The organism is Corynebacterium sp. CCUG 69979 (assembly GCF_024454095.1).
Classification (GTDB): domain Bacteria; phylum Actinomycetota; class Actinomycetes; order Mycobacteriales; family Mycobacteriaceae; genus Corynebacterium; species Corynebacterium genitalium.
Genome location: NZ_JAGPZA010000003.1, coordinates 150,415 through 175,607, shown reverse-complemented (window position 1 = coordinate 175,607; position 25,193 = coordinate 150,415). Strand labels below are relative to the sequence as shown.

The window sequence follows — 25,193 nt, the reverse complement described above, 5'->3', positions numbered from 1 at the left end:
GGGTCGTGGCCTTTCTTTGGTGACACAGTAGTCATTATCGGTGAAACTCCCTCTCAATCAGAGCCTCACACACAAACATCCTGACACCCTCTTCGTATCCCGCCCCTATAAAAACAAACCTACCCAAGATCTATACCCCCCTCAGATAATGGGCTTCCCCGTCTAAGATGAAACCGCAGGATTGGTAGGTTCTTTCCGCAGCTTTGGTGGAAGCTAGGGTTACAGTAGGAATATTGTGCTCTTCTAGCCACTTCAAGGCTCGAAGCGTAAGGTTCTTTGCCAATCCATGCCCTCGAGCGTCAGGAGCCACGAACACTCCTTGTATCCATCCAACTTTTCCTTCGGTCGAAGAAGGAGAGGGCAGGTGACTATCAACGATTATTGTTAGTGTTGCAACAATCTTATCAGTTGATTCGGCTACGAAAGTAATCCCTCGTGAACTACAGGAAATCTGCTCCTCAATAAAAGAGCGGTAGTAATAAATCCAGTCGTCCGAGCCAATCGCCCATGAAGCCGACGGATCCGTGAGAAATAATTGTTTACGTAGGTCAACTAGCTGATCTAGATCTTCACGGACGCATTCTCGAATGCGAAAAGCAGTCTTACTGTTCATTGGGAACCCTCTCCATTACCTTTGCTAAGGATGAAGCAAGATACTCCATTTGTTGCTCAGTGTGAGTCGGCGTCACATTAATCCGGAATCTGCTCGTACCGACAGGAACAGTGGGCGCATTGATCGGTTGAACGTAGATTCCGTAGTCCTCCAGCAGTATTCGCGCCGATTCAGTACACCGGTGTGCACTTCCAATGAGTATTGGCAGTACATGCGTTTCTGACTGAGGCATTACTTCAATTCCATTGTGGATGAAAATTTCACGCAATCGCTCCGTCTTATCCGCCAACTCCCTCCGCGATGATTCTTGTTGTCGAATAATCGAGATGCTGGTTCTTGCGGCTGCGCATATGGAAGGAGGCATGGCGGTGGTGAAGATGAAGCCTGGAGCAAAACAGCGGATTGCGTCTATTAACCAGTCTGCGCCTGCTACGAAACCGCCGATAACGCCGATAGCTTTGGCTAGAGTTCCTTGGATGATATCGATCTCCTCGGACAACCCGAGGGAGGCCGCGATCCCTCTCCCTTCTGGGCCATACATTCCAATGGCATGGGCTTCGTCGAGGAAAACTAAACTTTCATACGACTTAGCGACATGAACTATGTCTGCCAAAGGAGCGATATCACCGTCCATGGAGTAGACAGACTCCAATATCACCAGCTTTGGAGCGTGTGGGTCAGCCGAATCAAGCAGACTTTCTAAATGCTTCGCATCATTGTGCCGGAAAATGTGCCGTACACCTTTGCTCCTCCTAACCCCAGCAATAATTGAAGCATGGTTCAATTCGTCGCTGAATATTTGCAGATTCGGGAAGATCGTAATCAACGATTCGATGCTAGCGTCGTTGGAACCGTAACCGGTTGGAAACACTAGAGACCGCTCTCGGCCCAACCAAGATGCAATTTCTTCCTCAAGGAGTTGCACCTCGTCATTGGTCCCGCCGATATTTCTAGACCCACCGGCTCCAGCGCCGTATTTGAGAATCGCTTTACCTGCAGCTTCTAAAACTTTAGGGTGTTGCCCCATTCCCAAATAGTCATTACTACACCACACAACAACATCTTGAAGTTCGTGGGTTAAACGACAAAATGTGTGTCTGACTCCGGCGTGTCGTGGGGGTTAGATGTGGCCTTTTTGGATGCCGATTGAGTGGTTGTAGTTGGTGTCGATACCGTGGGGTCGGGCACATCAATGAGCCAGAACGGTTCGAACCGGCGTTGCAGCGTACGGGGCGAACATCCCACGCGGTGGGCAACAGCATCGAGACTGGTGCCGGTGGTGAGATGATCAATGAAGGCGGTAAACACCGCTGCATTGGTGATGTCGCCGCGGTGCTTCACGCTGGATGCGCCGCATTGTTTGCACCGCCATCTGGTGGTGCCTTTGCTGGTGGTGCCGTTGCGTTTCATCTCGCCGCCGCAGTAGCAGCGTGGTTGGTTCTTTGGCATTGCGCCACCACACCACGGCGTACATAGCACACAGCGCTAGCCCCTCCGTGGATTTGCCGTCAGGAAGCCAGATATATGCCCCAGAAGCATATATTTTCCTGAAACCTCGTGGTTAAGCCCCGGAAACCGGCGATTCCGGACACACTTTTTGTCGTTTAACCCAAGTTCGTTGTTCGGTTTTCTGAGCTTAGCGACTGGAAAGCTCCCTGCTTGACGGTTAATAACAGAGAAATTGCGGTAGGTGCCCTCTTCTTTGAGGGTTTGGATTTTTCCCTCAGCCTGAAACTGTAGATCTTTCAGCGATAGCATTCTCTCTCCGTTAAAAAGAAGAACTTTTCAACGAAAGAGTAAGGCTCTGGTTTAAAATTCAACTGACTTATAAGTTAAATAGAATTAAACTGTAGCCGAATTATGTGGTTGCACATAGGACGCTCGCTTTTCTTCCCTAACTGCGAAACCATGCATAATCCCCCCCAAGAGAACGAACGCGAGCGCGCCCCAAAGTAGAAAGTCGAAATTAGGAACTACTAAAGCTCCAAGTGCGGAACCAAGGGCTGAACCCAAATAGTTGGCTGATGAATTTGCCGCTACAGCGGTAGCCCCATCTGAAGGATTCGTCTCAAGGAGAGTTTTTTGTTGAGGGGCCAGCGAAGACCACCCCAGTAGACCCCAAGCAAAGATGGCTGTGACAACCACGATCATGTTCGTTGCACCGAACAGTATAGCAATGAAAGATAGGGCCATTGCGCAGATAATGCTCAAAGTGAGTGTTCTTGGCTTTCTAAACCCATCAAGTAGATGCCCTACCCCAAAAGCGCCGATAGCGCCGCCAATTCCCCATACCCAGATTCCCACAATCTGATGATTGTCTAGAGGGGTATGCGCTAGCACCGTCGATATGTAGGTGTAGAGACCTAGGGAAGCGGTGCCCACAAATAACGTCACTAATATAGTGAATATATTAGTCTTTTTTGCCATGACCTTTGCCCGCTCCTTGAAGGAAGATGCAGGAATAGTCGGAACCGTTTGCTTTTTATTGAGGGCCACCCCTAGGAGTGCAATTACTCCTATTGCAGTAATCATCGCGATAGTTAACCGCCACCCGAAATTAGTTGCAATGATTAAGCCGGTGGGGACACCGAGAACAGTACCTAGAGCGAGGCCTGCTAGAACAAGAGAGAGGGCTTTGCCGCTTTTCTCTTCAGGTACGCTGTGGGCCGCAACTGCGGACGATAGTGGAGAATAGACGCCCGCTGCAGAGCCTGCTATTACGCGCGATAAAATGAAGGTCACAGCGTTAGGGGAGAGTGCAGTGGCGAGGTTTGCCAGCGAAAATACAATAATGCCAATTACTAAGCTCTTGCGGGCATGTACTCCAGCTTTTCCTGAGAGGATCGGTCCCGATAAGGCGTATGCTGCGGTGAAAGCAGTTACTCCCAAACCGATGATGGACTCGGATGCGTCCAAGTCTTTCGCGATGTTGGACAATAAGCCTGCAATGACGTATGCGTCTAACCCTAAGGCCACGCTTCCCAATAGGTAGGGCCACAGCTTTTTAAGCATTTCGAATTATTCCTTCCAATAATCCTGGAAACTTCTCATTGACTTCTTTTCGAAGTGAGATTAGGCAGGATCTACCTTGACTACGCGTCCAGGTAAGACCACACTCCCTCAGCTTCCGTGTGTGGTAGCTGAGGGTAGACCTGGGCAGATCTTCTGCGAGAGTAATGCTGTCTCTTTCGGACCCATCAGAAAGAGTTTTTAGAATTTGCAACCGGACAGGATCAGATAGGGCAGAAAATATCTGTTCGAGCGATATTTCTTCCAAAGTGGGGTGTGTGTACTGTCTTGAATTCATGCCATATCCTCCCTGTGCGCAAGGTACTCGCCAAACGACAATCGTGCAACAATAGTTGAACAATTACTCGCGCCGCAGGCCGGCTTCCGTAACTACGCGTTAGGTAAACGGATCCCGTCTTCACAGTGAGCAATCGCGTTCTACCTGCGGAAATCGACCGAATTTTTGGCCCTCTAAAGACAGTTAAGCTCTTTTAGATGTCCGGGAAATCAGTAGATTGCGATCCAGACTCTGGGTTCCTCGACAATCATCCACTTTGGTAGGTGCCAACCTTCAATATCCCCTCGCAGCTTCTGATCAGATCTCGTTGAGATGGACAGGTTAGGCAGGAGAACCTGCATGCTGATGAATTGACAGAGGCGGATATTCCAAGTTTTCTAGTGGTTAACAGGATGTAAGTCACTACGGTGCGAATTTTTCACGGTAGATAACCGTAATTACCCACTTTCCGCCCTGAGGCCCTTTTCTCGTTTCCGGCCTAACCTAAACGGATCACGCCTAGGGGTGAAGTGTCCTGGGTTTAGTTCCGATCGTTTCTAGAGGAGGATTGGATCATGCCTAGGAAGTTCAGTGACGAGTTCAAGGACAAGGCGGTGCGGTTAGCCGAGGAGCTCGTTGAGCTTGAGGGGTGCTCGAAGTGGGCGGCGGCGGAGGAGATCGGCGAGAAGCTCGGCGTCTCGGCGCACACGCTCAACAACTGGTTGAAACCTGTCAAAGCGTCCCCCGACGTTCAGCGGAGCACTGGCGAGTCGGTCGACGACGAACTGAAGCGTCTGCGGCAGGAGAACAAAGAGCTGCGCAGGTCAAACGAGATCTTAAAGACCGCGTCAGCTTTTTTCGCAGCGGAACTCGACCGTCCCACCAGAAGATGATCGAATACATCGACACGTATCGCGATCGCTTCGGGGTCGAGGCCATCTGTCGCACGTTAAGGCAGACAGAATGTGGGTTTATCACCTCTCGCGGCTACCGAGCAGCGAAAACACGAGCCCCGTCGGCCAGGAGCTTGTCAGACGCGCTGCTTATCCCCGAATTGGTGAAAGTCTTCGAGGACAACTTCAGCGTCTACGGGGTACGCAAGATGTGGAAGGCCATGCAGCGCGCCGGCTGGGACATCGGTCGTGATCAGACCGCCCGGTTGATGAAACTCGCCGGCATCCAAGGCCGCAGAAGGGGCCGCACTCCGATCACAACGCTTCGGGCTGATGTCCCGGATTGTCGTCCTGATCTGGTCAATCGTGACTTCACCGCGTCAGCGCCGCACCGGCTGTGGGTCGCTGACATCACCTACGTGCGTACCCTGTCGGGGTTTGCGTACACCGCGTTCATCACCGATGCGTACTCCCGCAAGATTGTCGGGGTTGCCACCAGGGCGAGCATGCGCACCGATGAGCTGCCTCTTGAGGCGTTTGAGCACGCCCTGTATCACGCAGGAGATCTCCGTGCTGAAGGACTTGTCCACCACAGCGATCGCGGCTCGCAGTACGTGTCCATTCGTTACAGTGAGGCGCTTGCTCAAGCTGGGATCGATCCGTCCGTTGGCACCGTCGGCGATTCCTACGACAACGCGTTGGCGGAAACGGTCAACGGTCTCTACAAGACCGAGCTGATCTATCCCCACCGGCCGTGGGCGTCGGTTGGGGAAGTCGAGATCGCGACCCTTCGCTGGGTGCACTGGTGGAACAACCACCGCCTGCACGAGTCATTGGGATACATCACCCCACAAGAGATGGAAGACACCTACTATCAACAATCACACGCCCACCCGTTGGGCGTTCAATAAGCGGAACGAAAACCAGGACGCTTCAGGGCACGTCCGGAAAGGTTGAAGCTACAAGACAACTACCCACTTAAAACTTTATTCCGATCGTAGAGCCCGCTATGGGGATCAAGCTGGAATGCAATCACTGTCCGTCATGGCGCCGTGCGTTTGGTATCCAAGAGGTGGCATCCCCCTAATAGCGCAACGAGTGAAGGATCCTTCGACGTTTGACAAATGAACTGTAGCCTGCTTCACAGTCGCGTTTTTGCGCGCATATTGACCGCCGTGTAGGAACGTGACCCGGCGACTACGCGAACGAGGTATGGACGATCGAGCCGACCCCGATCAACAACAGCTATACGCGGGGCGCCGTCCTTCGGTGCTCCAACTCTTCCTCAGTGCAGAACCGCGGGACGAGACCGTCGCACACTAGCTCCCGCGGCGCGAACTGCGCGAGAACAAGGCTCGACAGCCCGAGCGGGAACATGAGCATCTTGATAACCGCGATGACCGCCTCCTTGTAGAGCGACTCGGCGGACCCCAGTACGGCTGGCAAGGATGGCAACGGCTCTGCGGAAGCAACCGGCGTGTCCACGGCTGTGGCACCGAACGAGACCGTGGCTGCCACGGCGAGGTAGCGATACGTTTGCGGAACATGCTTCTCCTTTTGAACGTCGACTGGATGGTTTCCCTTTCAAGATCGTTGTGCGTCGATGATTGATTACATGCTCAGTCCGGTGAATCCAAAGTTTCACGCAAGCGCGGTTGTGGAGTGTAGCCTGCTTCACAGTCGCGTTTTTGCGCGCGTACGGACCCCTGTTTAGGAACGTGACCCGGAAAGGCAGACCATGGCTGGTTCTACCTCAGTGAACGCGACCTCCCAGAAGCCGAAGGTGGCTGGGGACGAGTCGTCGAAAGCAAAAAGCAAAAAGGGCGGTAAGAAGGTGTCCTCCGACGGTTCGTCGATGGGCGGCTTCCTCGGTTTCATTGAGACTGTCGGCAACAAGCTCCCCCACCCGTTCTGGCTGTTCGTCATCATTGCCGGCATCGTTGCTGTGTCCTCCTGGATCGGCTCAATGGTGGGCATGTCCGCTGTGGATCCGGCCTCCGGTGAGACTGTTTATGTCAAGAACCTCCTGACATCGGAGGGGCTGTCGATGATGGTCACCGACGCGGTGGAGAACTTCGTCTCCTTCCCGCCGCTGGGTGTGATCCTCGTGGTCATGCTCGGTGTCGCTGTCGCCGAACAGACGGGCATGCTTTCGGCTGCGATCCGGGCGATGGTTGCTCGCGTCAGCCCGAAGATGCTCACCTTCATGGTGGCGCTTGCCGGTGTGACTGGCTCTGTGGCCTCCGACGCGATCTACGTCATCATCATCCCGCTGGGCGCCATGGCCTTCCACGCGAAGAACCGATCCCCGGTCGTGGGTGCGATGGTGGCATTTGCGGCCTCGTCTGCGGGCTTCAACTCCTCGTTGATCCTGAACATCACGGACTTGCTGCTGGCCGGTATTTCCACCTCTGCGGCCAACCTGGTCGATGATGCGTATGAGGTCTCCCCGCTGGCGAACATCTTCTTCGTCATTCCGTCGGCGATTGTCCTGTCGCTCATCATCACCGCTGTCACCGAGCTGTACGTGGATAAGAAAGCTCGCGATCTGGTCGACCACGACGAGATCGATGAGAGCGAGCTCTCCTTCGACGACGCCAGCAAGGACCCGGACGAGCTCGCGGAAGAATCTGACAGTGCTGAAAACGAAGAGGCTGAGGACGACTCTGAGTCGTCCGGACCGGTCACGGATGAGGACCTGGAGCTCGCACCGCACGAGGTCAAGGGGCTGATCTGGGCAGGCATCACCCTGGTTGTGTTCATGGTGATCTACTTCCTGTTGCTCTTCATTCCGGGCTCCCCGTTCGCGCGCCCGGACGAGGGCTTCATGGAGTCCCCGCTGATCCGCCAGGTGGCCGTGCCCATCACCTTGATCTTCTTCCTCACGGGTCTGGTCTACGGCCTTGTGGCTAAGACCATCACGCAGGCTTCCGATGTCCCGGATTTCATGGCGAAAGGCCTGAAGAGCATGCTGCCGATGATGGTGCTGTTCTTCGTCGTGGCCCAGTTCCTGGCGTGGTTCCAGTGGTCGAACTTGGGCGCGTGGACGGCGATTACCGGTTCGGAGCTCTTGCAGCGGTGGGATCTGCCGACAGTCGTGCTGTTCGCCTGCTTCGTCATCATGGTCGCGGTGATCAACCTGTTCATCACGTCCGGTTCCGCACAGTGGGCACTCATGGCGCCGATCGTGGTGCCGATGATGATGTACGTCGGCATCTCCCCGGAGGTCACCCAGATGCTCTACCGCATGGGCGATTCCCCGACGAACATTCTCACCCCCATGTCGCCGTACTTCGCGCTCGCGCTGACGTACCTGCAGCAGTACTACAAGAAGGCCGGTGTGGGCACGCTGATCTCCCTGTCGCTGCCGTACTCATTGTCGATGATCATCGGCTGGTTCTTGTTCTTCCTGCTGTGGTACTTCGCCGGTATTCCGCTCGGCCCGGGTACGCCGATGACGTACGGCGGGTAAATCACCGCCCGACATGATTCTGCTTGTAGACAACTACGACTCCTACACGTTCAACCTCGCCCATCTCATCGCGGAAGTCTCGGGCGAGGAGCCGGCGGTCGTCCCTGCGGCTGACGCATTGTCGCTTATCGACGATGTCTCCTCCGGCCGTTTCACCCACGTGATCATCTCTCCCGGACCGGGCACCCCAACCAACGACGATGACTTCGCGGCCTCCCGCGCAATCATCGAAGCCGCATCGGAAACTCCCCTTCTCGGTGTGTGCCTGGGGCACCAAGGGCTCGCTCACCTCGCGGGCGCGACGGTCACCCGCGCGCCGGAACCCCGGCACGGGTTCGTGAGCACGATTAGCCACAGCGGCGAGGGAATCTTCGCTGGAGTCCCGCAGGACTTCAAGGCGGTGCGTTACCACTCGCTGCACATTGAAACCCCGATTCATGGCCACGAGGAGAGCGAGTCGACGATCACGGTGCATGCCCGCAGCGAGGATGGCGTCATTCAAGCTCTCGAAGTGGTCGGCCGCCCGCACTGGGGTGTGCAGTTCCACCCTGAGTCGATCCTGACAGAGCACGGACGCACCATCATGGAAAATTTCCTTCGCCTCGGCAGCTGGAGGCTCACCCACCGTGCAGTCGACATCGATCTCGATTGCCAGCGCGTCTTCGCTGCTCTCCGTGCCCGCGGGAACGACGCGTTTTGGCTCGATTCGGCGGACACCGACCGCGGACGGTATTCGATCCTGGGCGACACCGCCGGTCCTCTGAGCCGGTCGGTCTCCTACCGCCTCGGCGACGATCCCGACATCTTGGACGTCCTTGAGCAAGAACTGGCCGCGGGTATCCAGTCCCCCGTCGACCTCCCGTTCACCGGCGGGTGGGTCGGTTACCTCGGGTACGAGTGCGCTCAGCTCACGCTGCCCAGCGCGGATCTCGGCCGGCACACCTCCCCTGTCCCCGACGCCTACTTCGTGCGGCCGCAGTCCTTCATCGTGTACGACCACTGGGAGCACACCGCGCACCTGTGCGGCCTCGGGGACGCAGAAGAACTCCTCGACCAGCTTGAAGCACTGCTGGGCGGGGTGGATGAGAGGGACGAGGGAACGTCGATAAGCAACGGCTCATGGCGCACCCTCGATTACCGCGAGCGCATCGGGTTAGCGCAGGACGCGCTGCATGCTGGCCAGAGTTACGAAGTGTGCCTGACCGACGCGTATGAGGCGCATGCCTCCGGCGAGCTCTATCCCGCTCTTCGCGCACACAACCCGGCGCCGTACGCCGCGCACCTCGTCTTCTCTGGTGTGGAGATCATGAGTGCATCCCCGGAGCGGTTCCTCACAGTCCGCGATCATCGCGTGGAAGCGAAACCAATCAAGGGCACCATTGCGGCGGATCAGGATCCCGCGTTGCTTCACGACGACAAAACCCACGCCGAAAACCTCATGATCGTCGACCTCATGCGCAATGACTTAGCGCGCGTGTGCCGCCCCGGCTCTGTGCGTGTGCCCAGCCTCATGGCCGTCGAGCGTTACGCCACCGTGCAGCAGTTGGTCTCCACGATCACGGGCGAGCTGAACCCCGATGCGGCTCTCATTGATCTGTTGCGGGCGACGTTCCCGCCGGGATCCATGACGGGCGCGCCGAAGGTGCGCACCTGCGAGATCATCGACCGGCTGGAAACTGGCCCGCGCGGGGTGTACTCCGGTGCGTTGGGCTATTTCGGGTTCGACGGGCAGGCGGACCTTTCCGTGGTGATCCGCACCGCAGTCAGAGACGGGGACCGTATGAGCGTCGGCGCAGGTGGCGCGATCGTGCTGGCTTCCGATCCAGGCGCAGAGGTCGCAGAGAAGCAGCTCAAAGCCGACGCGGTTCTGGGGGCTTTCACATGAAGTCCTACGAATGGATCAATGGTACCTTCGCTCCCTGCTCCCCTGCGTCCTCTCGTGTGGCTGGCCCGTTCGACCGCGCTGATTCGTGGCGTCACCGCGACGGCCGCGCGAACGGTCTCACGCATCACCTAGAGCGTTTCGGGGGCGTCCCGGACGGATTCGTCCAAGCGATGCTGCCGCTCATCTCAGCTGGCGACCTCTTTCCGCGGATCGCTCGCCGCGGCTCCCGGTTGTTTCTCGATGTGCGCCCCGCCCCCGCGCCACGCACGACGACGATGCTCACCTACGCGGCGACTGCACCCGACCCTCGAACGCAGCCATTGCTCAAAGGGCCGGATTTAGACGCGCTAGCGCAGTACCGGGAAGAGCACCAGCTACCCGGTACAGACGACACTGTGATTGTCGGTGCCGACGGTGACATGCTCGAAACCACGACCGGTGCGCTGCTCGCCTGGGACGGCGACACTCTCGTGCTGCCGTCCGGCACCTGGCTGCCCAGTGTCACTTCAGCGCAGATCGTCGACCGCGCGCGAGCAATCGGACTGAGCGTGACCAGCCGCCCCCTCTACCCTGACGACAATATGCCGCTATGGTTCGCTAACTCACTGCACGGCATCAGTCCCGTCACCGAGATCCACGGCCCAGGCACGACGAAACCACCGGCGCACCCGCGCACTGTCGAATGGCAAGCGTGGTGGTGGGGCAACTTTGCAAAATTCGCCTAACAGCTCCTAGCCGGGTCTCAACCGCGGTGACTCTGAGCTAAGCCGAACGGGAAGCCAACACCTTTCCCGTCGCGGTATCGAACTCGGCTAACTCAGCCGGGGTGCCCTCGGCAATCACGCGTCCGCCGTCGGCACCCGCGCCCGGGCCCATCTCGATGACCCGATCTGCCTGCGCAATGACCGACAGATCGTGCTCAACCACGATGACGGTTTGTCCCGCATCAACGAGCCCATTGAGTTCCTTGACCAGCAGCTCCACATCCGCCGGGTGCAGGCCTGTCGTCGGTTCGTCGAGGAGGTACACGGTGTGGCCGCGCCGGGAATTACGGGAGCGCTGCAGCTCGGTGGCGAGCTTAATGCGCTGTGCCTCACCACCAGAGAGTTCCGGTGCTCCCTGCCCTAGGCGGAGATACCCCAGTCCCACTGCCTGCAGGGTTTCAACGGCCCTTAAGATCGTTGGTTCGTCGGCGAATACCCCGGCAGCGTCATCCACGGTGAGTTCCAGGACATCCGCGATCGTGCGCCCCTGCCACGTCACCTCGAGGGTCTCGTCGTTGTAGCGGGCACCCTCGCAGTCCGGGCACGTGGTGTATGAGCCGGGGAGGAACACCAGCTCCACCTCGATTTTCCCGGCGCCGCCGCAGGTTGGGCACTGCCCCTGCTTGACGTTGTAGGAAAACCGCGAGACCGTCCAGCCCCGCTTCTTCGCTTCGTCGGTGGAGGCGAAGAGTTTGCGTACGCCGTCGAAAAGCCCGGTATATGTGGCCAGTGTCGAGCGCGGCGTGCGGCCGATCGGTTTCTGCGTAATCTGCACGATACGGCTGACTGCATCGAAGCCGCTGCGCTTCTCCACGCTCCACTCCGCCGGCTCCTGCGATGCGTCTTCATCATCCTGATCCGTCACTGCAGCGGCTGCTTCACACAACACGCCGGCAAGAACAGTGCTGACAAGGGTGGATTTGCCAGAACCAGACACGCCGGCCACGGCAGTGAACTGTCCGAGCCCGAAATCCACGGCAACACCGTCAATGGACCGGGCGCGCACTCCTTCAAGGGTGAGCGTTCCCGTGGCCTCACGCAGTGCGTCGTTCAACGTCAGCGCACGATTGTTCAGTGCGTGAGCTGTAGGAGTGTCCGCGTTGTAGTCGCTCGTGGGGCCGGAGTAGACCACTTTTCCGCCCTGCTCGCCGGCGAGCAGGCCGACGTCGACCAGCCAATCGGTCTGGGCAACGAGCTCCATGTCGTGCTCCACGAGCAGGACGGAATTGCCGGCGGCAATGAAACGGCGGCACATGGCCAATACTGCGTCGCGCTCTGCCGGGTGCAAACCCGCAGACGGCTCGTCGAGCACGTACGCCACGCCGAACAATCCCGAGCGCAACTGCGCGGCGAGACGGATGCGCTGTAGTTCGCCGCCAGACAGCGTCGGCGCGGGGCGATCGAGACTCAGGTGAGCGAGCCCAAGGTCGAGCGCGGACTGCAGCGCGGGTAGGATCTGCTTGAGCAGAAGATCCTCGGCGGAATTGTCTTCCGGGGTCTGCTCGGCCAGCACCTCGTGGACTCGGTCGAGGGGCAGGGCGCCGAGCTCGTCGATAGGCATGCCCGCGTAGGTGACTTTCAGCGCCTCAGGGTTAAGGCGACGCCCATGGCACGTCTCACAGGTGCGCGACTCCATGTAAGACAAGACGCGTTTGCGCAGCGTGTCTGACTGGGTCTCGGCGAGAGTATTGGTCAAGTAGCTGGCCACAGAACGCCACGTGCCCTTGTAGTTGCGCTGGATCTGGTCCTCGCCGCGCAGTGGCTTCACCGTCACAACCGGGCGTTCCTCAGTGAAGAGGATCCAGTCCCGGCCCTCTTGCGGCAGCTCTTGCCACGGAGAATCGAGGTCGTAGCCAAGGGTCTGCAGGATGTCATGGAAGTTCTTCCCCGCCCATGCGCCGGGCCACGCCTGGATGGCACCGTCCTCGATGGACAGCGTCGGGTCCGGCACCATGGACTGCTCCGTGGGCTCGTGGACGACACCAGTTCCCTGGCACGTCGGACACATGCCCTCAGGAGTGTTCGGGGAGAACGAATCGGAGTACAGGCCCTTCGGGTTATCGCCCGCACGCGAGTAGAGCAAGCGAATACTGTTCGACAGTGCAGAAACCGTGCCCACTGTGGACCGCGCACCGCCACCCGATGTGGACTGCTGGAGCGCGACCGTCGGCGGCAAGCCATTGATCTCACTGACCTGCGGATCCACAGCTGAACCGATGAGACGGCGTGCGAACGGCGCCACCGATTCAAGGTAGCGCCGTTGCCCCTCGCCGTGGATCGTGCCGAACGCGAGGGAGGATTTGCCCGAACCGGACACACCCGTCACCGCGACGAGCGTGCCCCGCGGAATGTCCACATCGACATTCCGCAGATTGTGCAGGTGGGCGTCCCTGACTTCGATTCCGGCGGCTAGCTCAGCAGACTCAGACATACCCACCAGGGTAACCAGAGCCGGCGGCTACTGCGGACGCTGTGTGTCCTCACCAAGCTGGTGGACGTGAATCATGTTGGTCGTGCCAGCCACGCCCGGCGGGGTGCCGGCCACAACGACCATGACATCGCCTTCGTCATACGCGTCGACGGACAGCAGAATCTCGTCGACGGTCCGCATCATCTCGTCGGTGTTGTCCACCTGCGGGCACAGGAACGTCTCCGCGCCCCACGTCAAGGCGAGTTGGGAGCGGACCGCCTGGTGCGGGGTGAACACCAGCAGCGGCAGGTAGGAGTGCAGGCGGGCCAGACGACGAGCGGTCTCACCCGAGCTGGTGAACGCGACCAGCGCGCGCGAGTTGAGGCGCTCAGCGATGTCGCGTGCGGAATAGGAAATCACGCCACGCTTGGTGCGCGGAATGTGGTTCAGCGGCGGCACGGACCCCATGGATTCGGCGACGCGGACGATGCGGTCCATGGTGCGCACAACATTGTGCGGGTCCGCACCGACCGACGTTTCGCCCGAGAGCATCACGGCGTCGGTGCCGTCGAGCACGGCGTTGGCAACGTCGGAAGCCTCCGCGCGTGTTGGGCGGGAATTGTCAATCATCGAGTCGAGCATCTGAGTAGCCACGATGACCGGCTTGGCGTTCTCGCGGGCAATCTGGATCGCGCGCTTCTGCACCAGCGGCACCTGCTCAAGGGCGATCTCCACACCGAGGTCACCACGGGCAACCATGATGGCGTCGAAGGCGAGAATGATGGACTCCAGCGAGTCCACAGCTTCCGGTTTTTCCAGCTTTGCAATCACCGGAACGCGGCGGCCGACCTCGTCCATGATCTCGTGAACCAGGTCGACATCAGACGGTGAGCGCACAAACGACAGTGCGATGAAGTCCACCCCGAGGTTCAGCGCGAAACGCAGGTCTGCCTTGTCTTTCTCCGACAGAGCCGGGACGGAGATGTTCATCCCCGGCAGGGAGACACCCTTGTTGTTGGACACCGGGCCGCCCTCAACGACTTCGCAGACGACATCATTTCCGTCGACCTCTTTGCAGACGAGGGCGACCTTGCCGTCGTCGACAAGCAAGCGGTCGCCGGGCTGCGCATCTTCAGCGAGGTTCTTGTAGGTCGTCGACACACGATCGTGCGTGCCTTCAATGTCGTCGACAGTGATGCGGACCTCTTCACCGGTCTCCCAGTAGGTCTTGCCGTCACCTTCAAAGCGGCCGAGACGGATCTTCGGCCCCTGCAGGTCGGCGAGAATACCCACTGCGTGGCCGGTCTCATCGGTGGCCTCACGCACCCAGCGGTAGTTCTGCTCGTGGTCGGGGTAGTCGCCGTGGGAGAAGTTCAACCGGGCAACGTCCATGCCGTCGCTCACGAGTCCGAGAATGGCGTCCTTGCTGGCTACAGCTGGTCCGAGAGTGCAAACGATCTTGGTGCGTCTATCCACAATTTCCTACTTCGTCTCGTGGTTCATCTCGTGGGTTTTCTCGCGAGAGATTGGATACGCGCCCCACGCTACCGAAACACAGCGTCTTTCGCCGAGCGGTGTTCGCAGTGTGCGCACTCAACGCTTTTCAGGTGATTTCCGCTTATCGACGTCGGCCTCCGCAGTCTCTTTTTCCGCCTGATACCCAGGATCAACTTCTTCGGGAGTCTCACGCCCGGAGCGCATCCGGATGAACACGATGACGGCCGCGATGAAGATGACCGCGGAGATGAACATGTTGATGCGGATGCCGAAGATCAGGTGCGCTTCATCGGCGCGCATGAACTCCATGAGTACGCGGCCGAGCGTGTAGGAGGCGACGTACAGGACGAAAACGCGGCCGCGGCCCAAGTTGAAGCGCTTCTCCGCCCACAGCAGGAAGCAGAAGGCGGCGATGTTCCAGATCATCTCGTAGAGGAACGTGGGGTGCACACTCGCGATGACTTCGCCCGTTGACCGGCCTGTCAGCGGAGCGAAGTTGCCGGCCTCGTCGACGCGGTAGTAAATGTCCAGCGCCCAAGGGACGTCAGTCGGGCGGCCGTAGAGCTCTTGGTTGAAGTAGTTGCCTAGTCGGCCGATCGCTTGAGCCAGGATGATCGTCGGACCGACTGAGTCCGCGAACGGTGCCAGCGGCACACCGCGGTATTTGAACAAACCCCATACCGCGAGCGTTCCCAGAGCCACCGCTCCCATAATGCCTAGCCCGCCGGCAGAGAAATTGAAAACTTGCAGCGGATCCTTGCCGGGGCCGAAGTAATCGTCGTACTGCGTGATCACGTGGTAGGCACGGCCGCCGATGATGCCCGTCGGGATAGCCACAATTGCAGCGTCCCAGACCATGTCCGGGTTGCCGCCGCGGGCTTCATAGCGGCGCAAGGTCAGCGCCATGGCGACGATGATGCCGGTAATGATGCACAGCGCGTAGGCGCGGATCGGGATCGGCCCGAGGTACCAGACGCCCTGCGGCGGCGAAGGGATGTTGGCAAGGATGTGGGTACTCACAGATAGCTAGCTTAGCTGCCGCGGCGCGACGGGCAGGCCGGGTGCTGGCCGGCGGCCACCAGCGTGCGGGTGGCTGCGGTGATGTCGTCGCTCGACATGACGGCCTCACCGGCAATGACAGCGTCAGCCCCAATGGAGGCTGCGGACATGAGGTCGCGGGCGTTGCGTACGCCGCCGAGACTGATGCGGAAGACGCTTTCCGGCAATCCGGGCTCGATCTCGCTGAACGCTTCACGGTTGACCTCGTTCGTGTCGAACGTCCATGAGTTGACCCCGATCACCGTGGCTCCCGCCTTCAGCGCGCGGTCCGCTTCTTCCGGCGTGCGCACCTCTGCCATGGCGACCATGTTCAGGGACTCGACGCGGTCGAGCAGGCTTTCCAGGCGCGCTTGTTCTAAAAGCCCGACTTGCAGCGGCACCATGTCGGCGCCGAAGCAGCGGGCTTCGTGGATTTGGTAGGGGTCGACGATGACGTCTCGGCAGACCATCGGCAGTCCGGTGGCCCGGCGTGCCTCCTGCATGTCGTGGAGAGAACCGTCGAAACGCAACCGCTCGGTCTGGCAGGCGATCAGTGCCGCTCCCCCGGCTTCAATGTCGGCCGCGAGCTGCCGGAGGTCACTCGCACCGGTGGGGCCGTGCACGGGTGAGGTGCGTTTGATCTCCACGATCACGCCGCACCCCGGTCCCTTGAGTGCCCCCATCACATCGCGGGTGTCGGTCAGGGAACGGGAGCGCGCCTTGATCTCTTTGAAGGGGATGTTGGCTTCGCGGGCGGCGACATCGGCTAGGACACCAGCCACAACGGGATTGACCTTCCGTTCACCTTGCACCACGGTCATACTTCAAAAGAGTATCGGGTCTACGTGCCCCGGCGAAATTGAGCGTCCTGATCAGTCGGATCGATGTCCGCGTCGATAGCGTCCCACAGCACGCGGCCCGACTCGGGTTCATCCTGCAGATCCTGCTCGATCTTCTCTCGGCGCTGTGATGCCTTTTCGTACTTATTCTTGCTGGCAGTGTCCTCGCCGGGCCGTAATGCCAAGGCAATTCCGCCTGCAGCCGCAGCCAGGGCGCCTAGCAATCCGACCAGCGGGCCGGCGACATGCGTGGTCACCTCCACGATCTGCGCCCACTCCGGCAGGGCCGCCTGGCCCGTCGTGGAACCGATTGCGCCCTCTTCCCCGCCGTAGGTGAGCAGAGCCTTGATGCGTTCAGGATCCGGCGATGCGACAAGCACTGTCAGCGGCGGCACCGTCACCAGCGCCGCAGCGGCAGCCCCGACGGCACCGACAATGCGACGGCCGATCTTCGTCAGCGCAAGCCCTGCCACGGTCGCGGCGAGCAAGAGGAGAACAACGGCTGTGACTTCCGTCGACCACTCGCCGCCGGCAACCCCTATCTGGCCATCACCTGTGCGGTCATCAGCGTACGAGACGGTCATCCATGTCAGCCGCGATGCGAGCCAGAGGACTATCGCCCCCAGCCCCATGAGCAGCGGACCTATGCGCCTAGCGTTCATCGTCCGCTCCCAGCAGTAGGTCCGCCTCGAAGCACGTACGGTCACCTGTGTGGCACGCGCCACCGACTTGCTGGACTGAAAGGAGCACGGTGTCCCCGTCGCAGTCGAGCCGTACCTCGTCCACATGCTGGGTATGGCCGCTGGTCAGACCCTTGATCCAGTACTCACCGCGGGAGCGCGAATAATACGTTCCCTGCCGAGTGGCCAAGGTGTAGGCCAGCGCAGGCGCATCCATCCACGCCATCATGAGCACCTCGCCGGTCCCCGACGCCTGCACGATCGCGGGGACGAGTCCGTCGGCATTGAAGCGGACGCGGTCACGGATGAGCGGATCCAACACTGCAGCCTCTGGCTTTTCCGGAATCACAGACGCACCTCGCATCCGGCATCTGCCAACGCCTGCTTCACCTCGGGGATGGAGACTTCACCGAAATGGAAGATAGACGCCGCCAACACTGCGTCCGCACCAGCATGAACGGCCGGCGGGAAGTGCTCGGCTGCCCCGGCGCCGCCGGAGGCGATGATCGGGATGGACACAGCTTCGCGCACCCGCTGGGTGAGCTCGATGTCGAATCCGGCCTTCGTGCCATCACCGTCCATGGAGTTGAGCAAGATTTCGCCGACGCCGAGCTTTTCTCCGGTCTGGGCCCACTCGATCGCGTCAATACCGGCGGAGCGGGTGCCGCCGTGGGTGGTCACCTCGAAACCGCTGGGTTGGGGTTGGCCTCCTTCGGGAACGCGGCGGGCATCGACGGACAGCACGATGCTCTGTGCGCCGAACTGGCGCGATAACTCACCGAGAAGTTCCGGCCGGGCGATAGCCGCCGTGTTGACGGAGACTTTGTCAGCACCCGCCCGCAGCAGCTCGCGGACGTCGTCAGCTGTGCGCACCCCACCGCCGACCGTCAGGGGGATGAAGACCTGCTCCGCGGTGCGGCGGACAACCTCCAGCATCGTGCCGCGGCCTTCCTTCGAGGCGGTCACGTCGAGGAACGTCAACTCGTCAGCCCCCTGCTGCCCGTACAGCTTCGCCAGTTCAACCGGATCACCCGCGTCGCGGAGATTCTCGAAGTTGACGCCTTTGACCACGCGGCCGTTGTCCACGTCCAGGCACGGAATGACACGGGTTGCCACCGTCACTGCAGACACTCCTTCATGGGGGTTGTCGGGGTTACTGGATCGACTTAATGGTACTGAGCACCCTATCGTGCGCCCCAGGTGACCCGGCGATCACACCGATGGAGTCCAGCGTCCACGGCTCCCCGTCGATGTCGGTGACCACTGCCCCTGCGCAGCGGGTGAGCAGCACGCCGGCGGCGTTGTCCCATGGGTGCGGAGAGAAACTCACCGCTGCCTCGTAGATGCCTTGAGCGACGAACGCGAGGTCGATACCGACCGAGCCGCTAATACGGGGGCGCATGTTTGTCCGCTCGAGCTCCTTGATCAACCGCAGGCGGCTATCCGGCGGGATCCGGTTTGTGTCGTCGGAACCGACAGCTCCGACACCGACTTGGTTGCTCACGATGGGGGTGTCCGTCAACCGCGGCAGCTGGCGGTCGTTGAGCCACACATGGGACCCTTCCCGGGCAGTGAGGCGCATATCCAGAAGCGGGATGTCGGTCACGGACAGCACCGGTTGCTTGTCCACAACCAGGGAGATGAGCACTGCACAGTTCGGGTTTCCGGAGGCGAAGTTCGCGGTGCCGTCGATCGGGTCGACGACCCATGACGCGTCGGAGCGCAACACTCCGCCCTCTTCTTCACCAAGGACAGAAATGCCCGTGGTGTAGGCAAGCTGCTCACGCAGCATGCTCTCGATCTGCAAGTCGATTTCGGTGGCATAGTCGCCGCCACCCTTGTGCAAGGCGGGAGCGGCACCGAGGCCCTCGGTGAACATCCGGCGGGCTTGATCCGCTGCGTCCTCCGCAATCCGCAGGCACTCGTGAATCTCATCCATGCCCATGGTTCACCAACTCCAGTGCCTCGCGCAGCGTGAAGCGGTTTTCGTACAGCGCCTTGCCCACGATGACGCTGTCGATGCCTTCTTCGGCGTACTGCACAATCTCGGCAATGTCATCCAAGGTGGATACTCCGCCTGACGCGGTCACAGCGGCATCCGTGGCGGCGGAGACGTCGCGAAGCAAATCAACGTTGGGCCCGGTCAGCGTGCCGTCTTTGCTCACGTCGGTCACCACAAAACGTGCACACCCGGCGGCATCAAAGAATTCGAGAACCTCCCACAGGTCGCCGCCGTCAGATGTCCAGCCACGGCCCTTCGTGCGCCATTGGCCGCCCTCCTCACGCACCGCGATGTCGATCGCGATCGCCTCGCCATAACGGGCAATGGCATCAGCCGCCCAATCCGGGTTCTCCAGCGCCGCGGTGCCGATGTTCACGCGTTTCGCCCCGGTGGCAAGCGCTCGCTCCAACGTCGCGTCGTCGCGGATCCCGCCGGTCAACTCCACGTTGATCGATAGCTCACGGGTGATCTCCGCCATGAGCTCATGATTGGATCCACGGCCGAACGCCGCATCCAGATCCACAAAGTGCAGCCACTGAGCCCCCTGCTCCTGCCACTGCAGCGCAGCTTCGAGCGGGGCACCATAACTCTTCTCCGTGCCCGCCTCACCTTGATCCAGGCGCACAGCCTGGCCGTCTACAACGTCAACAGCGGGCAGCACAGTGAAATCCATATTCACATCCTAGTAGAGACTGAGATTCATATGAGCACATCCACGGAGCTGTCGATCCTCGCCTCTACCCGATCGTCTTGACCCAGTTCTCCAACAGGTGCAACCCAGCGTCACCGGACTTCTCCGGGTGGAATTGAGTCGCCCACAACGGCCCGTTTTCCACTGCTGCCACAAAACGGGAGTCGCCGTGCGTGGACCACGACACCTTCGGATACGCGATGAACTCGTCCTCCTGCATTTCCCAGGTCCGCACACCATAGGAGTGCACGAAGTAAAACCGCGTTTCCGGGCCCAGACCCGCGAACATGTCGGAGCCATCTGCGACATCAACGGTGTTCCAGCCCATGTGCGGCAACACGGGGGCAGAGAGCTTATCGACGACTCCTGGCCACTCCCCGCAGCCTTCCGTCTCAATCCCGTGCTCAACTCCGCGGTCAAACATGACTTGCAACCCCACGCAGATGCCGAACACCGGCCGGTCCCCCGCTAGGCGTTTCCCGATGATCCGCGGCCCAGCAACCTCGCGTAAACCCTTCATGCACGCGTCGTACGCCCCCACCCCCGGCACGACCAGGCCATCCGCCTCGACGGCGACCATGGGTTCACGGGTGACCACCACATTTGCACCTACGTGCTCGAGGGCGCGCTGCGCAGACCGCAAGTTTCCGGCACCGTAATCAAGGAGGGCAACGACTGGACTCATGGGCGTGATTCTAACGCGCAGCCAAGCGCCGCCTGCCCACAGCCCAATCGGCAACAGACAGCATGATCCCGGCGATGACGATCATCCCGCCGACAACAAAGGACCCTGTCGCGCCGATGCCAGCGATGATCAGCCCGAAGAAGAACGACCCGATTCCTTGCCCACCGTCGAAGGAAATGTTCCACACTGCGGAGGCATGGCTCACCTTCGACTGCGGCAGGCGATGGAACATGGTGAGTAGGGATTCGTTCTGAATCACTCCGAATCCGGCACCGAATAGCAGGGCCGCGACGACAAGCCACCACTCCGATGCCCCTGCGGCGAGGCACCAGGCGAAAAGGAACATGCTCGCGCCAAGACAGACCTGGAAGGGGATCATGAGGGTTCCCGGTTCACCGCGGCGATCGGCCACCGATCCGGCGCCGATGCGAGCCAGCATGACGGCGAGGTTCACCACGGCGAGCAAGACGCCGCCCAGTGCGGTGCCGGATGCGATGCCCATGTCGCGTGCCGCAGCGGGCAGGAAGTTGGCGATGAGACTGAATGCTAATGATCCGACCGCCAGAGCCATCGCCGGGATGAGCAGTAGTTTCCACGTTGGTGCGGAGACCGCGCCTTCCATCACGGGGGCGGCCGGGGCACCCTTGACCGCAGGAATGAAGAAGCACGACACCAACCCCGCGCCGGCAATGACCAGTGCGATGATCCACACCGGCAGGTAGCCAACGCGTTCCCCGATGAAAAGACCGAGCGGCAGCGTGAGCATCTGCGCTAAGCCGCCAGAGGCACCGAACACTCCCGTGGCCTTACCCAGCATTTTCCGGGGCACGAGCTCTGGAATGATCGCGGATTCGGACACCGTCATGGCACCGAAGCCGACACCGCGCACAACGGAAACGGCCAGGACCATTGCCGGCGCCATCGACAGTTCGAACAGTAGGGCCGGCACACCGAGCAACACGGCGGACACCGCGATCGCGGATCGGTAGGTGAAGCGCCGCAGTAACCGGGGCATGAACACCTGCGTGATCACCGTTGCGAGCATGAATACGCCTGTTGACGCGCCCGCCAGCGCCGACGATCCGCCGGAGTCCAGCACGGCCACTGGAACGACCGGGAGCAGCATGCCCCACGAGCCGAAGGCCGCGGCTACGGCGACAAGCGCTGGCACAAACCCGCGGACAGCCCACACAGAGGTGGGCTGTCCGGGCGTTCCAGGTGACACGGGTGCCACAGATGTCACGGCATCGCCCCGAACAGCACGATGAGCGCACCGGAAAGTGACAGTAGTGCCAGAATGCCCAGCACGATCGTCACTGGCTTATTGCCCTGCTGGTAGAACGACCACGTCCCGCCAACCAACAGGCCGGCCAGGATGAACAGCATCCACACGGCGATGCTGGAACCAACCTCCATTACAGCGCGCCCTTCGTTGACGGCACGCCGCTGACCCGGGGGTCGATCTCGTAGGCGGCACGCAAAGCACGCGCTACAGCCTTGTACTCGGCCTCGGTGATGTGGTGCGGATCGCGGCCGTATTCGACGTTGACGTGCAGGGTGATGCGCGCGTTGTAGGCGAGCGTCTCAAAAAAGTGGCGGTTGATCACAGTGGCGTAGTGCCCGCCGATGATCTGCCATTCCATGGACTCCGGTTCACCGTTCATGACAAAGTACGGCCGGTTGGAGATGTCCACCACGGCGCTGACCAGGGTCTCATCCATCGGCAGCGCCATGGAGCCGAAGCGGCGGATGCCCTTCTTGTCCCCCACAGCGTCGATCAGCGCCCAGCCCAGCGTGATCGCGGTGTCCTCGATGGTGTGGTGCGCGTCAATCTCGATGTCTCCGCGCGCCTTGATGGTCAGATCGAAGGACCCGTGGGTGCCGAAAGCCGTGAGCATGTGGTCGAAGAACGGCAGTCCAGTGTCAACGGCGACGTTGCCCGTGCCGTCGAGGTTGATTTCCACCGAGATGTCGGACTCGCTGGTGGTGCGGGTCGCTGTACCCACGCGGTCAGTCATTGCTCTTAATCTCCTTCGCCGCGGTCAAGAATGCGTCATTCTCCTCGTCCAAACCAATTGTCACACGAAGATACCCCGGCACGCCGATATCACGGATCAAGACACCGCGGTCCAAAAACTGCTGCCACGATGCGTGGGTGTCGGCGAAGTGCCCGAAGAAGAGGAAGTTCGACTCGCTCGGCACGACCTCGTATCCCATCCCTGCGAGCGCATCTTGGACGTGCTTGCGTTCGCTCGCGAGCTTTTCGACGTTTCCGAGCGTCTCGTCCGCATGCCGCAGCGCCACGCGGGCAGCCGCCTGGGAAATGACCGACAGGTGGTACGGCAGGCGGACAAGCATGACGGCCTCAATGAAGGCGGGATCAGCGACGAAGTAGCCGAGACGACCGCCGGCGAAGTCGAACGCCTTCGACATCGTGCGGGAGACCACCAGCTTGGTCGGGTATTTCTCCACCAGCGTCACGGCGGATGGCGAGGGGGAGAATTCCGCGTATGCTTCATCGACAATCACGATGCCGGGCGCAGCGTCGAGGATTCGCTCGATGTCATCGATCGAGGTGACATCACCGGTCGGGTTGTTCGGGGTGGTGACGAACACTACGTCCGGCTGCTGTGCGTTGATTTCGCTGATGGCATGATCGATATCGATGCGGAAGTCAGCGCCGCGGTCAATGCCGATGAACTCCGTCTGCGTTCCTGCACTCAAGATCGGGTGCATGGAGTAGGACGGCACAAAGCCCATGGCAGTCCGTCCGGGCCCACCGAATGCCTGTAACAGCTGTTGGAGGACTTCGTTGGAGCCGTTGGCGGCCCACACATTGTCCACGGTCACTGCCACGCCGGTCTGCTTACTCACGTACGCCGCGAGGTCCGCCCGCAGCTCAACGGCGTCGCGCTCCGGGTAGCGGTTGAGGCTACCGGAGACACGAGAGATCTCTTCCAGCAGATCGCTGATCAGCGCCTGCGACGGCGGGTACGGGTTCTCGTTCGTGTTCAGCGCGTACGGAACCTCAAGTTGGGGCGCGCCGTAGGCGGACTTGCCGCGCAGTTCTTCGCGCAGCGGAAGATCAGAAAGCTCGGCCATTATTGCGCCTCCGTTCGCGCCTTGATTGCCTCGCCGTGGGCGGGCAGTTGTTCGTCGGTGGACAGGGTGATGATGTGCGGTGCAACCTCGGCGAGCGCATCCTCGGTGTACTCGATGAGATTGACCGGCCGCAGGAAGGTGTGCGTGGTCAGGCCCGGAGTGAAGCGCGCCGTGCCAGACGTGGGCAGCACGTGGTTGGAGCCAGCGATGTAGTCACCCAGCGGCACCGGGGAGAACGGGCCGATGAAAATCGCACCGGCGTGCTTGATGCGCCGGGCCACGTCCGCGGCGTTGCGGGTGTGGATTTCTAGGTGCTCAGCGGCATAGGCATCAGCGACGGCAATGCCTGCCTCCAGATCGTCAACGAGCACAATGCCCGACTGCGGCCCGCCTAAAGCAGTGCCCGCGCGGTCGGCGTTGAGGGTTGCGGTGGCACGCTCGTCGATAAGCTTATCGACGGCTTCCGCCACCTCTGGCGAATCCGTAATCAGCACTGATGCAGCATTCTCATCGTGTTCGGCCTGGGAGATCAGGTCGGCGGCGACGTAGAGCGGATCTGCGGTGTCGTCTGCCAGCACCGCGATCTCGGACGGGCCGGCTTCCGCGTCGATGCCCACGACACCGTTGACTACCCGCTTGGCGGCTGCGACGAAAATGTTTCCCGGACCGGTGATCATGTCCACCGGCTCAAGCTGCGCCTCATCGTCGCCGTAGGCGAGCAATGCGACTGCCTGCGCACCGCCGACGGCCCACACCTCATCGACACCGAGCATTGAGCAGGCGGCCAGGATCGTCGGGTGCGGCCACCCGCCGAACTCTGCCTGCGGCGGGCTGCACACCACGAGCGATTCTGCGCCCGCCTCCTGGGCCGGGATAACGTTCATGAGCACCGACGACGGGTAGACAGCTTTACCACCCGGGACGTACAGGCCCACGCGCGGGACCGGCAGGAAGACTTCTGTGACAGTCGCACCGGGAGCGACGTCAGTCGACTGCTCCTGCGGCTTCTGCGCGGCGTGGACGGCGCGAATCCTCCGAATCGCTTCCTGCACAGCGGCGCGAAGAGAGTCATCGAGATTGTCCGCGGCAGCGGCCATGACATCCGCCGGAACACGCACGGACGCAGGGCGCACGCGGTCAAACTGCTCGCCGTAGTCGAGAGCCGCTTGCGCACCGCCGGTCTTCACCGCATCAATGATCGGTGTGACAGTGGGCAGGACGGACGCCACATCCATCCCGCCACGCGGCAGGATGCGGCGCAGCTGCGCGCTCGACGGGGTTTGGCCCCGCAGATCAGTCACTTTCAGCATGGGAGAATCTCCTTCAAACCTTGTTG

The 25,193-nt window shown here is 60.5% G+C and carries 23 protein-coding genes and 3 pseudogenes; 5 read left to right on the top strand and 21 right to left on the bottom strand.

Going from position 1 to position 25,193, the window contains the following annotated elements:
* Positions 1-130 precede the first annotated feature (130 nt).
* The 5 genes and pseudogenes from KBX18_RS03650 to KBX18_RS03630 all read right to left on the bottom strand — a co-directional run bounded on the left by KBX18_RS03650 (position 131) and on the right by KBX18_RS03630 (position 3,920).
* Positions 131-613, bottom strand: coding sequence for a GNAT family N-acetyltransferase (locus tag KBX18_RS03650; RefSeq protein WP_083770281.1), 483 nt, complete (start codon positions 611-613; stop codon positions 131-133).
* Positions 603-1,673, bottom strand: a pseudogene (gene hemA / locus KBX18_RS03645) (5-aminolevulinate synthase); the annotation flags it as partial. The gene KBX18_RS03650 and the pseudogene hemA, both read right to left, overlap by 11 nt.
* A gap of 113 nt (positions 1,674-1,786) precedes the next feature.
* Positions 1,787-2,062: pseudogene (locus KBX18_RS03640) on the bottom strand (IS256 family transposase); the annotation flags it as partial.
* Between the two features lie 393 nt (positions 2,063-2,455).
* A complete protein-coding gene (locus KBX18_RS03635) occupies positions 2,456-3,625 on the bottom strand; it encodes an MFS transporter (RefSeq protein ID WP_255994843.1) in 1,170 nt (389 codons plus the stop codon).
* Positions 3,618-3,920: a helix-turn-helix transcriptional regulator gene (locus tag KBX18_RS03630; RefSeq protein ID WP_083770279.1), complete on the bottom strand. Its 303-nt coding sequence runs from the start codon at positions 3,918-3,920 to the stop codon at positions 3,618-3,620. The genes KBX18_RS03635 and KBX18_RS03630 overlap by 8 nt, the downstream gene beginning before the upstream one ends.
* Positions 3,921-4,474: 554 nt before the next feature.
* Between KBX18_RS03630 and KBX18_RS03625 the strand changes: the two are divergent.
* Both KBX18_RS03625 and KBX18_RS03620 read left to right on the top strand, forming a co-directional pair.
* Positions 4,475-4,669: pseudogene (locus tag KBX18_RS03625) on the top strand (IS3 family transposase); the annotation flags it as partial.
* Positions 4,618-5,703, top strand: a complete 1,086-nt coding sequence (locus tag KBX18_RS03620; RefSeq protein WP_255994852.1) for an IS3 family transposase — start codon at positions 4,618-4,620, stop codon at positions 5,701-5,703. The pseudogene KBX18_RS03625 and the gene KBX18_RS03620, both read left to right, overlap by 52 nt.
* A gap of 334 nt (positions 5,704-6,037) precedes the next feature.
* On the opposite strand, the gene KBX18_RS03615 is transcribed toward KBX18_RS03620, so the two are convergent.
* Positions 6,038-6,310 carry a hypothetical protein gene (locus KBX18_RS03615; RefSeq protein WP_255994842.1) on the bottom strand — a complete coding sequence of 91 codons (273 nt, stop codon included), beginning with the start codon at positions 6,308-6,310 and terminating at the stop codon, positions 6,038-6,040.
* 337 nt (positions 6,311-6,647) lie between these two features.
* Between KBX18_RS03615 and KBX18_RS03610 the strand changes: the two genes are divergently transcribed.
* Genes KBX18_RS03610 through KBX18_RS03600 form a run of 3 tightly spaced genes read left to right on the top strand, consistent with a single transcriptional unit; the run spans position 6,648 to position 10,874 of the window.
* Positions 6,648-8,264 (top strand): AbgT family transporter, encoded by a 1,617-nt coding sequence (locus KBX18_RS03610; protein ID WP_255994851.1) that lies wholly within the window; start codon positions 6,648-6,650, stop codon positions 8,262-8,264.
* Between the two features lie 13 nt (positions 8,265-8,277).
* Positions 8,278-10,149 carry a chorismate-binding protein gene (locus KBX18_RS03605; protein WP_255994841.1) on the top strand — a complete coding sequence of 624 codons (1,872 nt, stop codon included), beginning with the start codon at positions 8,278-8,280 and terminating at the stop codon, positions 10,147-10,149.
* Positions 10,146-10,874 carry an aminotransferase class IV gene (locus KBX18_RS03600; RefSeq protein ID WP_255994840.1) on the top strand — a complete coding sequence of 243 codons (729 nt, stop codon included), beginning with the start codon at positions 10,146-10,148 and terminating at the stop codon, positions 10,872-10,874. The genes KBX18_RS03605 and KBX18_RS03600 overlap by 4 nt, the downstream gene beginning before the upstream one ends.
* A gap of 37 nt (positions 10,875-10,911) precedes the next feature.
* Here KBX18_RS03600 and KBX18_RS03595 read toward each other — a convergent pair whose 3' ends face one another.
* The 15 genes from KBX18_RS03595 to hisD form a co-directional block, all read right to left on the bottom strand.
* A complete protein-coding gene (locus KBX18_RS03595) occupies positions 10,912-13,344 on the bottom strand; it encodes an excinuclease ABC subunit UvrA (RefSeq protein ID WP_255994839.1) in 2,433 nt (810 codons plus the stop codon).
* Between the two features lie 27 nt (positions 13,345-13,371).
* The gene (gene pyk / locus KBX18_RS03590; protein ID WP_255994838.1) at positions 13,372-14,799 is read right to left on the bottom strand and encodes a pyruvate kinase; all 1,428 of its coding nucleotides are present in this window, start codon (positions 14,797-14,799) and stop codon (positions 13,372-13,374) included.
* A gap of 117 nt (positions 14,800-14,916) precedes the next feature.
* Entirely contained in the window at positions 14,917-15,840 is a 924-nt protein-coding gene (gene lgt, locus KBX18_RS03585) for a prolipoprotein diacylglyceryl transferase (RefSeq protein ID WP_255994837.1), read from the bottom strand.
* 11 nt (positions 15,841-15,851) lie between these two features.
* Entirely contained in the window at positions 15,852-16,679 is an 828-nt protein-coding gene (locus KBX18_RS03580) for an indole-3-glycerol-phosphate synthase (RefSeq protein ID WP_255994836.1), read from the bottom strand.
* Between the two features lie 20 nt (positions 16,680-16,699).
* Positions 16,700-17,359: a TIGR02234 family membrane protein gene (locus KBX18_RS03575; protein ID WP_255994835.1), complete on the bottom strand. Its 660-nt coding sequence runs from the start codon at positions 17,357-17,359 to the stop codon at positions 16,700-16,702.
* The gene (gene hisI, locus KBX18_RS03570) at positions 17,349-17,741 is read right to left on the bottom strand and encodes a phosphoribosyl-AMP cyclohydrolase (RefSeq protein ID WP_255994834.1); all 393 of its coding nucleotides are present in this window, start codon (positions 17,739-17,741) and stop codon (positions 17,349-17,351) included. The genes KBX18_RS03575 and hisI overlap by 11 nt, the downstream gene beginning before the upstream one ends.
* On the bottom strand, positions 17,723-18,499 hold the full coding sequence (gene hisF / locus KBX18_RS03565; protein WP_255994833.1) for an imidazole glycerol phosphate synthase subunit HisF: 777 nt from the start codon (positions 18,497-18,499) through the stop codon (positions 17,723-17,725). Before hisF ends, hisI begins: the two co-directional genes overlap by 19 nt.
* A 31-nt stretch (positions 18,500-18,530) precedes the next feature.
* Positions 18,531-19,322 (bottom strand): inositol monophosphatase, encoded by a 792-nt coding sequence (locus KBX18_RS03560; protein ID WP_370687220.1) that lies wholly within the window; start codon positions 19,320-19,322, stop codon positions 18,531-18,533.
* Entirely contained in the window at positions 19,309-20,052 is a 744-nt protein-coding gene (gene priA, locus KBX18_RS03555) for a bifunctional 1-(5-phosphoribosyl)-5-((5-phosphoribosylamino)methylideneamino)imidazole-4-carboxamide isomerase/phosphoribosylanthranilate isomerase PriA (RefSeq protein WP_005289640.1), read from the bottom strand. The genes KBX18_RS03560 and priA overlap by 14 nt, the downstream gene beginning before the upstream one ends.
* 64 nt (positions 20,053-20,116) lie before the next feature.
* Positions 20,117-20,755 carry an imidazole glycerol phosphate synthase subunit HisH gene (hisH, locus tag KBX18_RS03550; protein WP_255994831.1) on the bottom strand — a complete coding sequence of 213 codons (639 nt, stop codon included), beginning with the start codon at positions 20,753-20,755 and terminating at the stop codon, positions 20,117-20,119.
* A gap of 10 nt (positions 20,756-20,765) precedes the next feature.
* Positions 20,766-21,989 carry an MFS transporter gene (locus KBX18_RS03545; protein ID WP_255994830.1) on the bottom strand — a complete coding sequence of 408 codons (1,224 nt, stop codon included), beginning with the start codon at positions 21,987-21,989 and terminating at the stop codon, positions 20,766-20,768.
* Positions 21,990-21,994: 5 nt separating this feature from the next.
* Positions 21,995-22,171 (bottom strand): hypothetical protein, encoded by a 177-nt coding sequence (locus KBX18_RS03540; RefSeq protein ID WP_255994829.1) that lies wholly within the window; start codon positions 22,169-22,171, stop codon positions 21,995-21,997.
* The gene (gene hisB, locus KBX18_RS03535) at positions 22,171-22,773 is read right to left on the bottom strand and encodes an imidazoleglycerol-phosphate dehydratase HisB (protein ID WP_255994828.1); all 603 of its coding nucleotides are present in this window, start codon (positions 22,771-22,773) and stop codon (positions 22,171-22,173) included. The genes KBX18_RS03540 and hisB overlap by 1 nt, the downstream gene beginning before the upstream one ends.
* The gene (locus KBX18_RS03530; RefSeq protein ID WP_255994827.1) at positions 22,766-23,857 is read right to left on the bottom strand and encodes a histidinol-phosphate transaminase; all 1,092 of its coding nucleotides are present in this window, start codon (positions 23,855-23,857) and stop codon (positions 22,766-22,768) included. The genes hisB and KBX18_RS03530 overlap by 8 nt, the downstream gene beginning before the upstream one ends.
* Entirely contained in the window at positions 23,857-25,167 is a 1,311-nt protein-coding gene (hisD, locus tag KBX18_RS03525; RefSeq protein WP_255994826.1) for a histidinol dehydrogenase, read from the bottom strand. The genes KBX18_RS03530 and hisD overlap by 1 nt, the downstream gene beginning before the upstream one ends.
* Between the last annotated feature and the right edge of the window lie 26 nt (positions 25,168-25,193).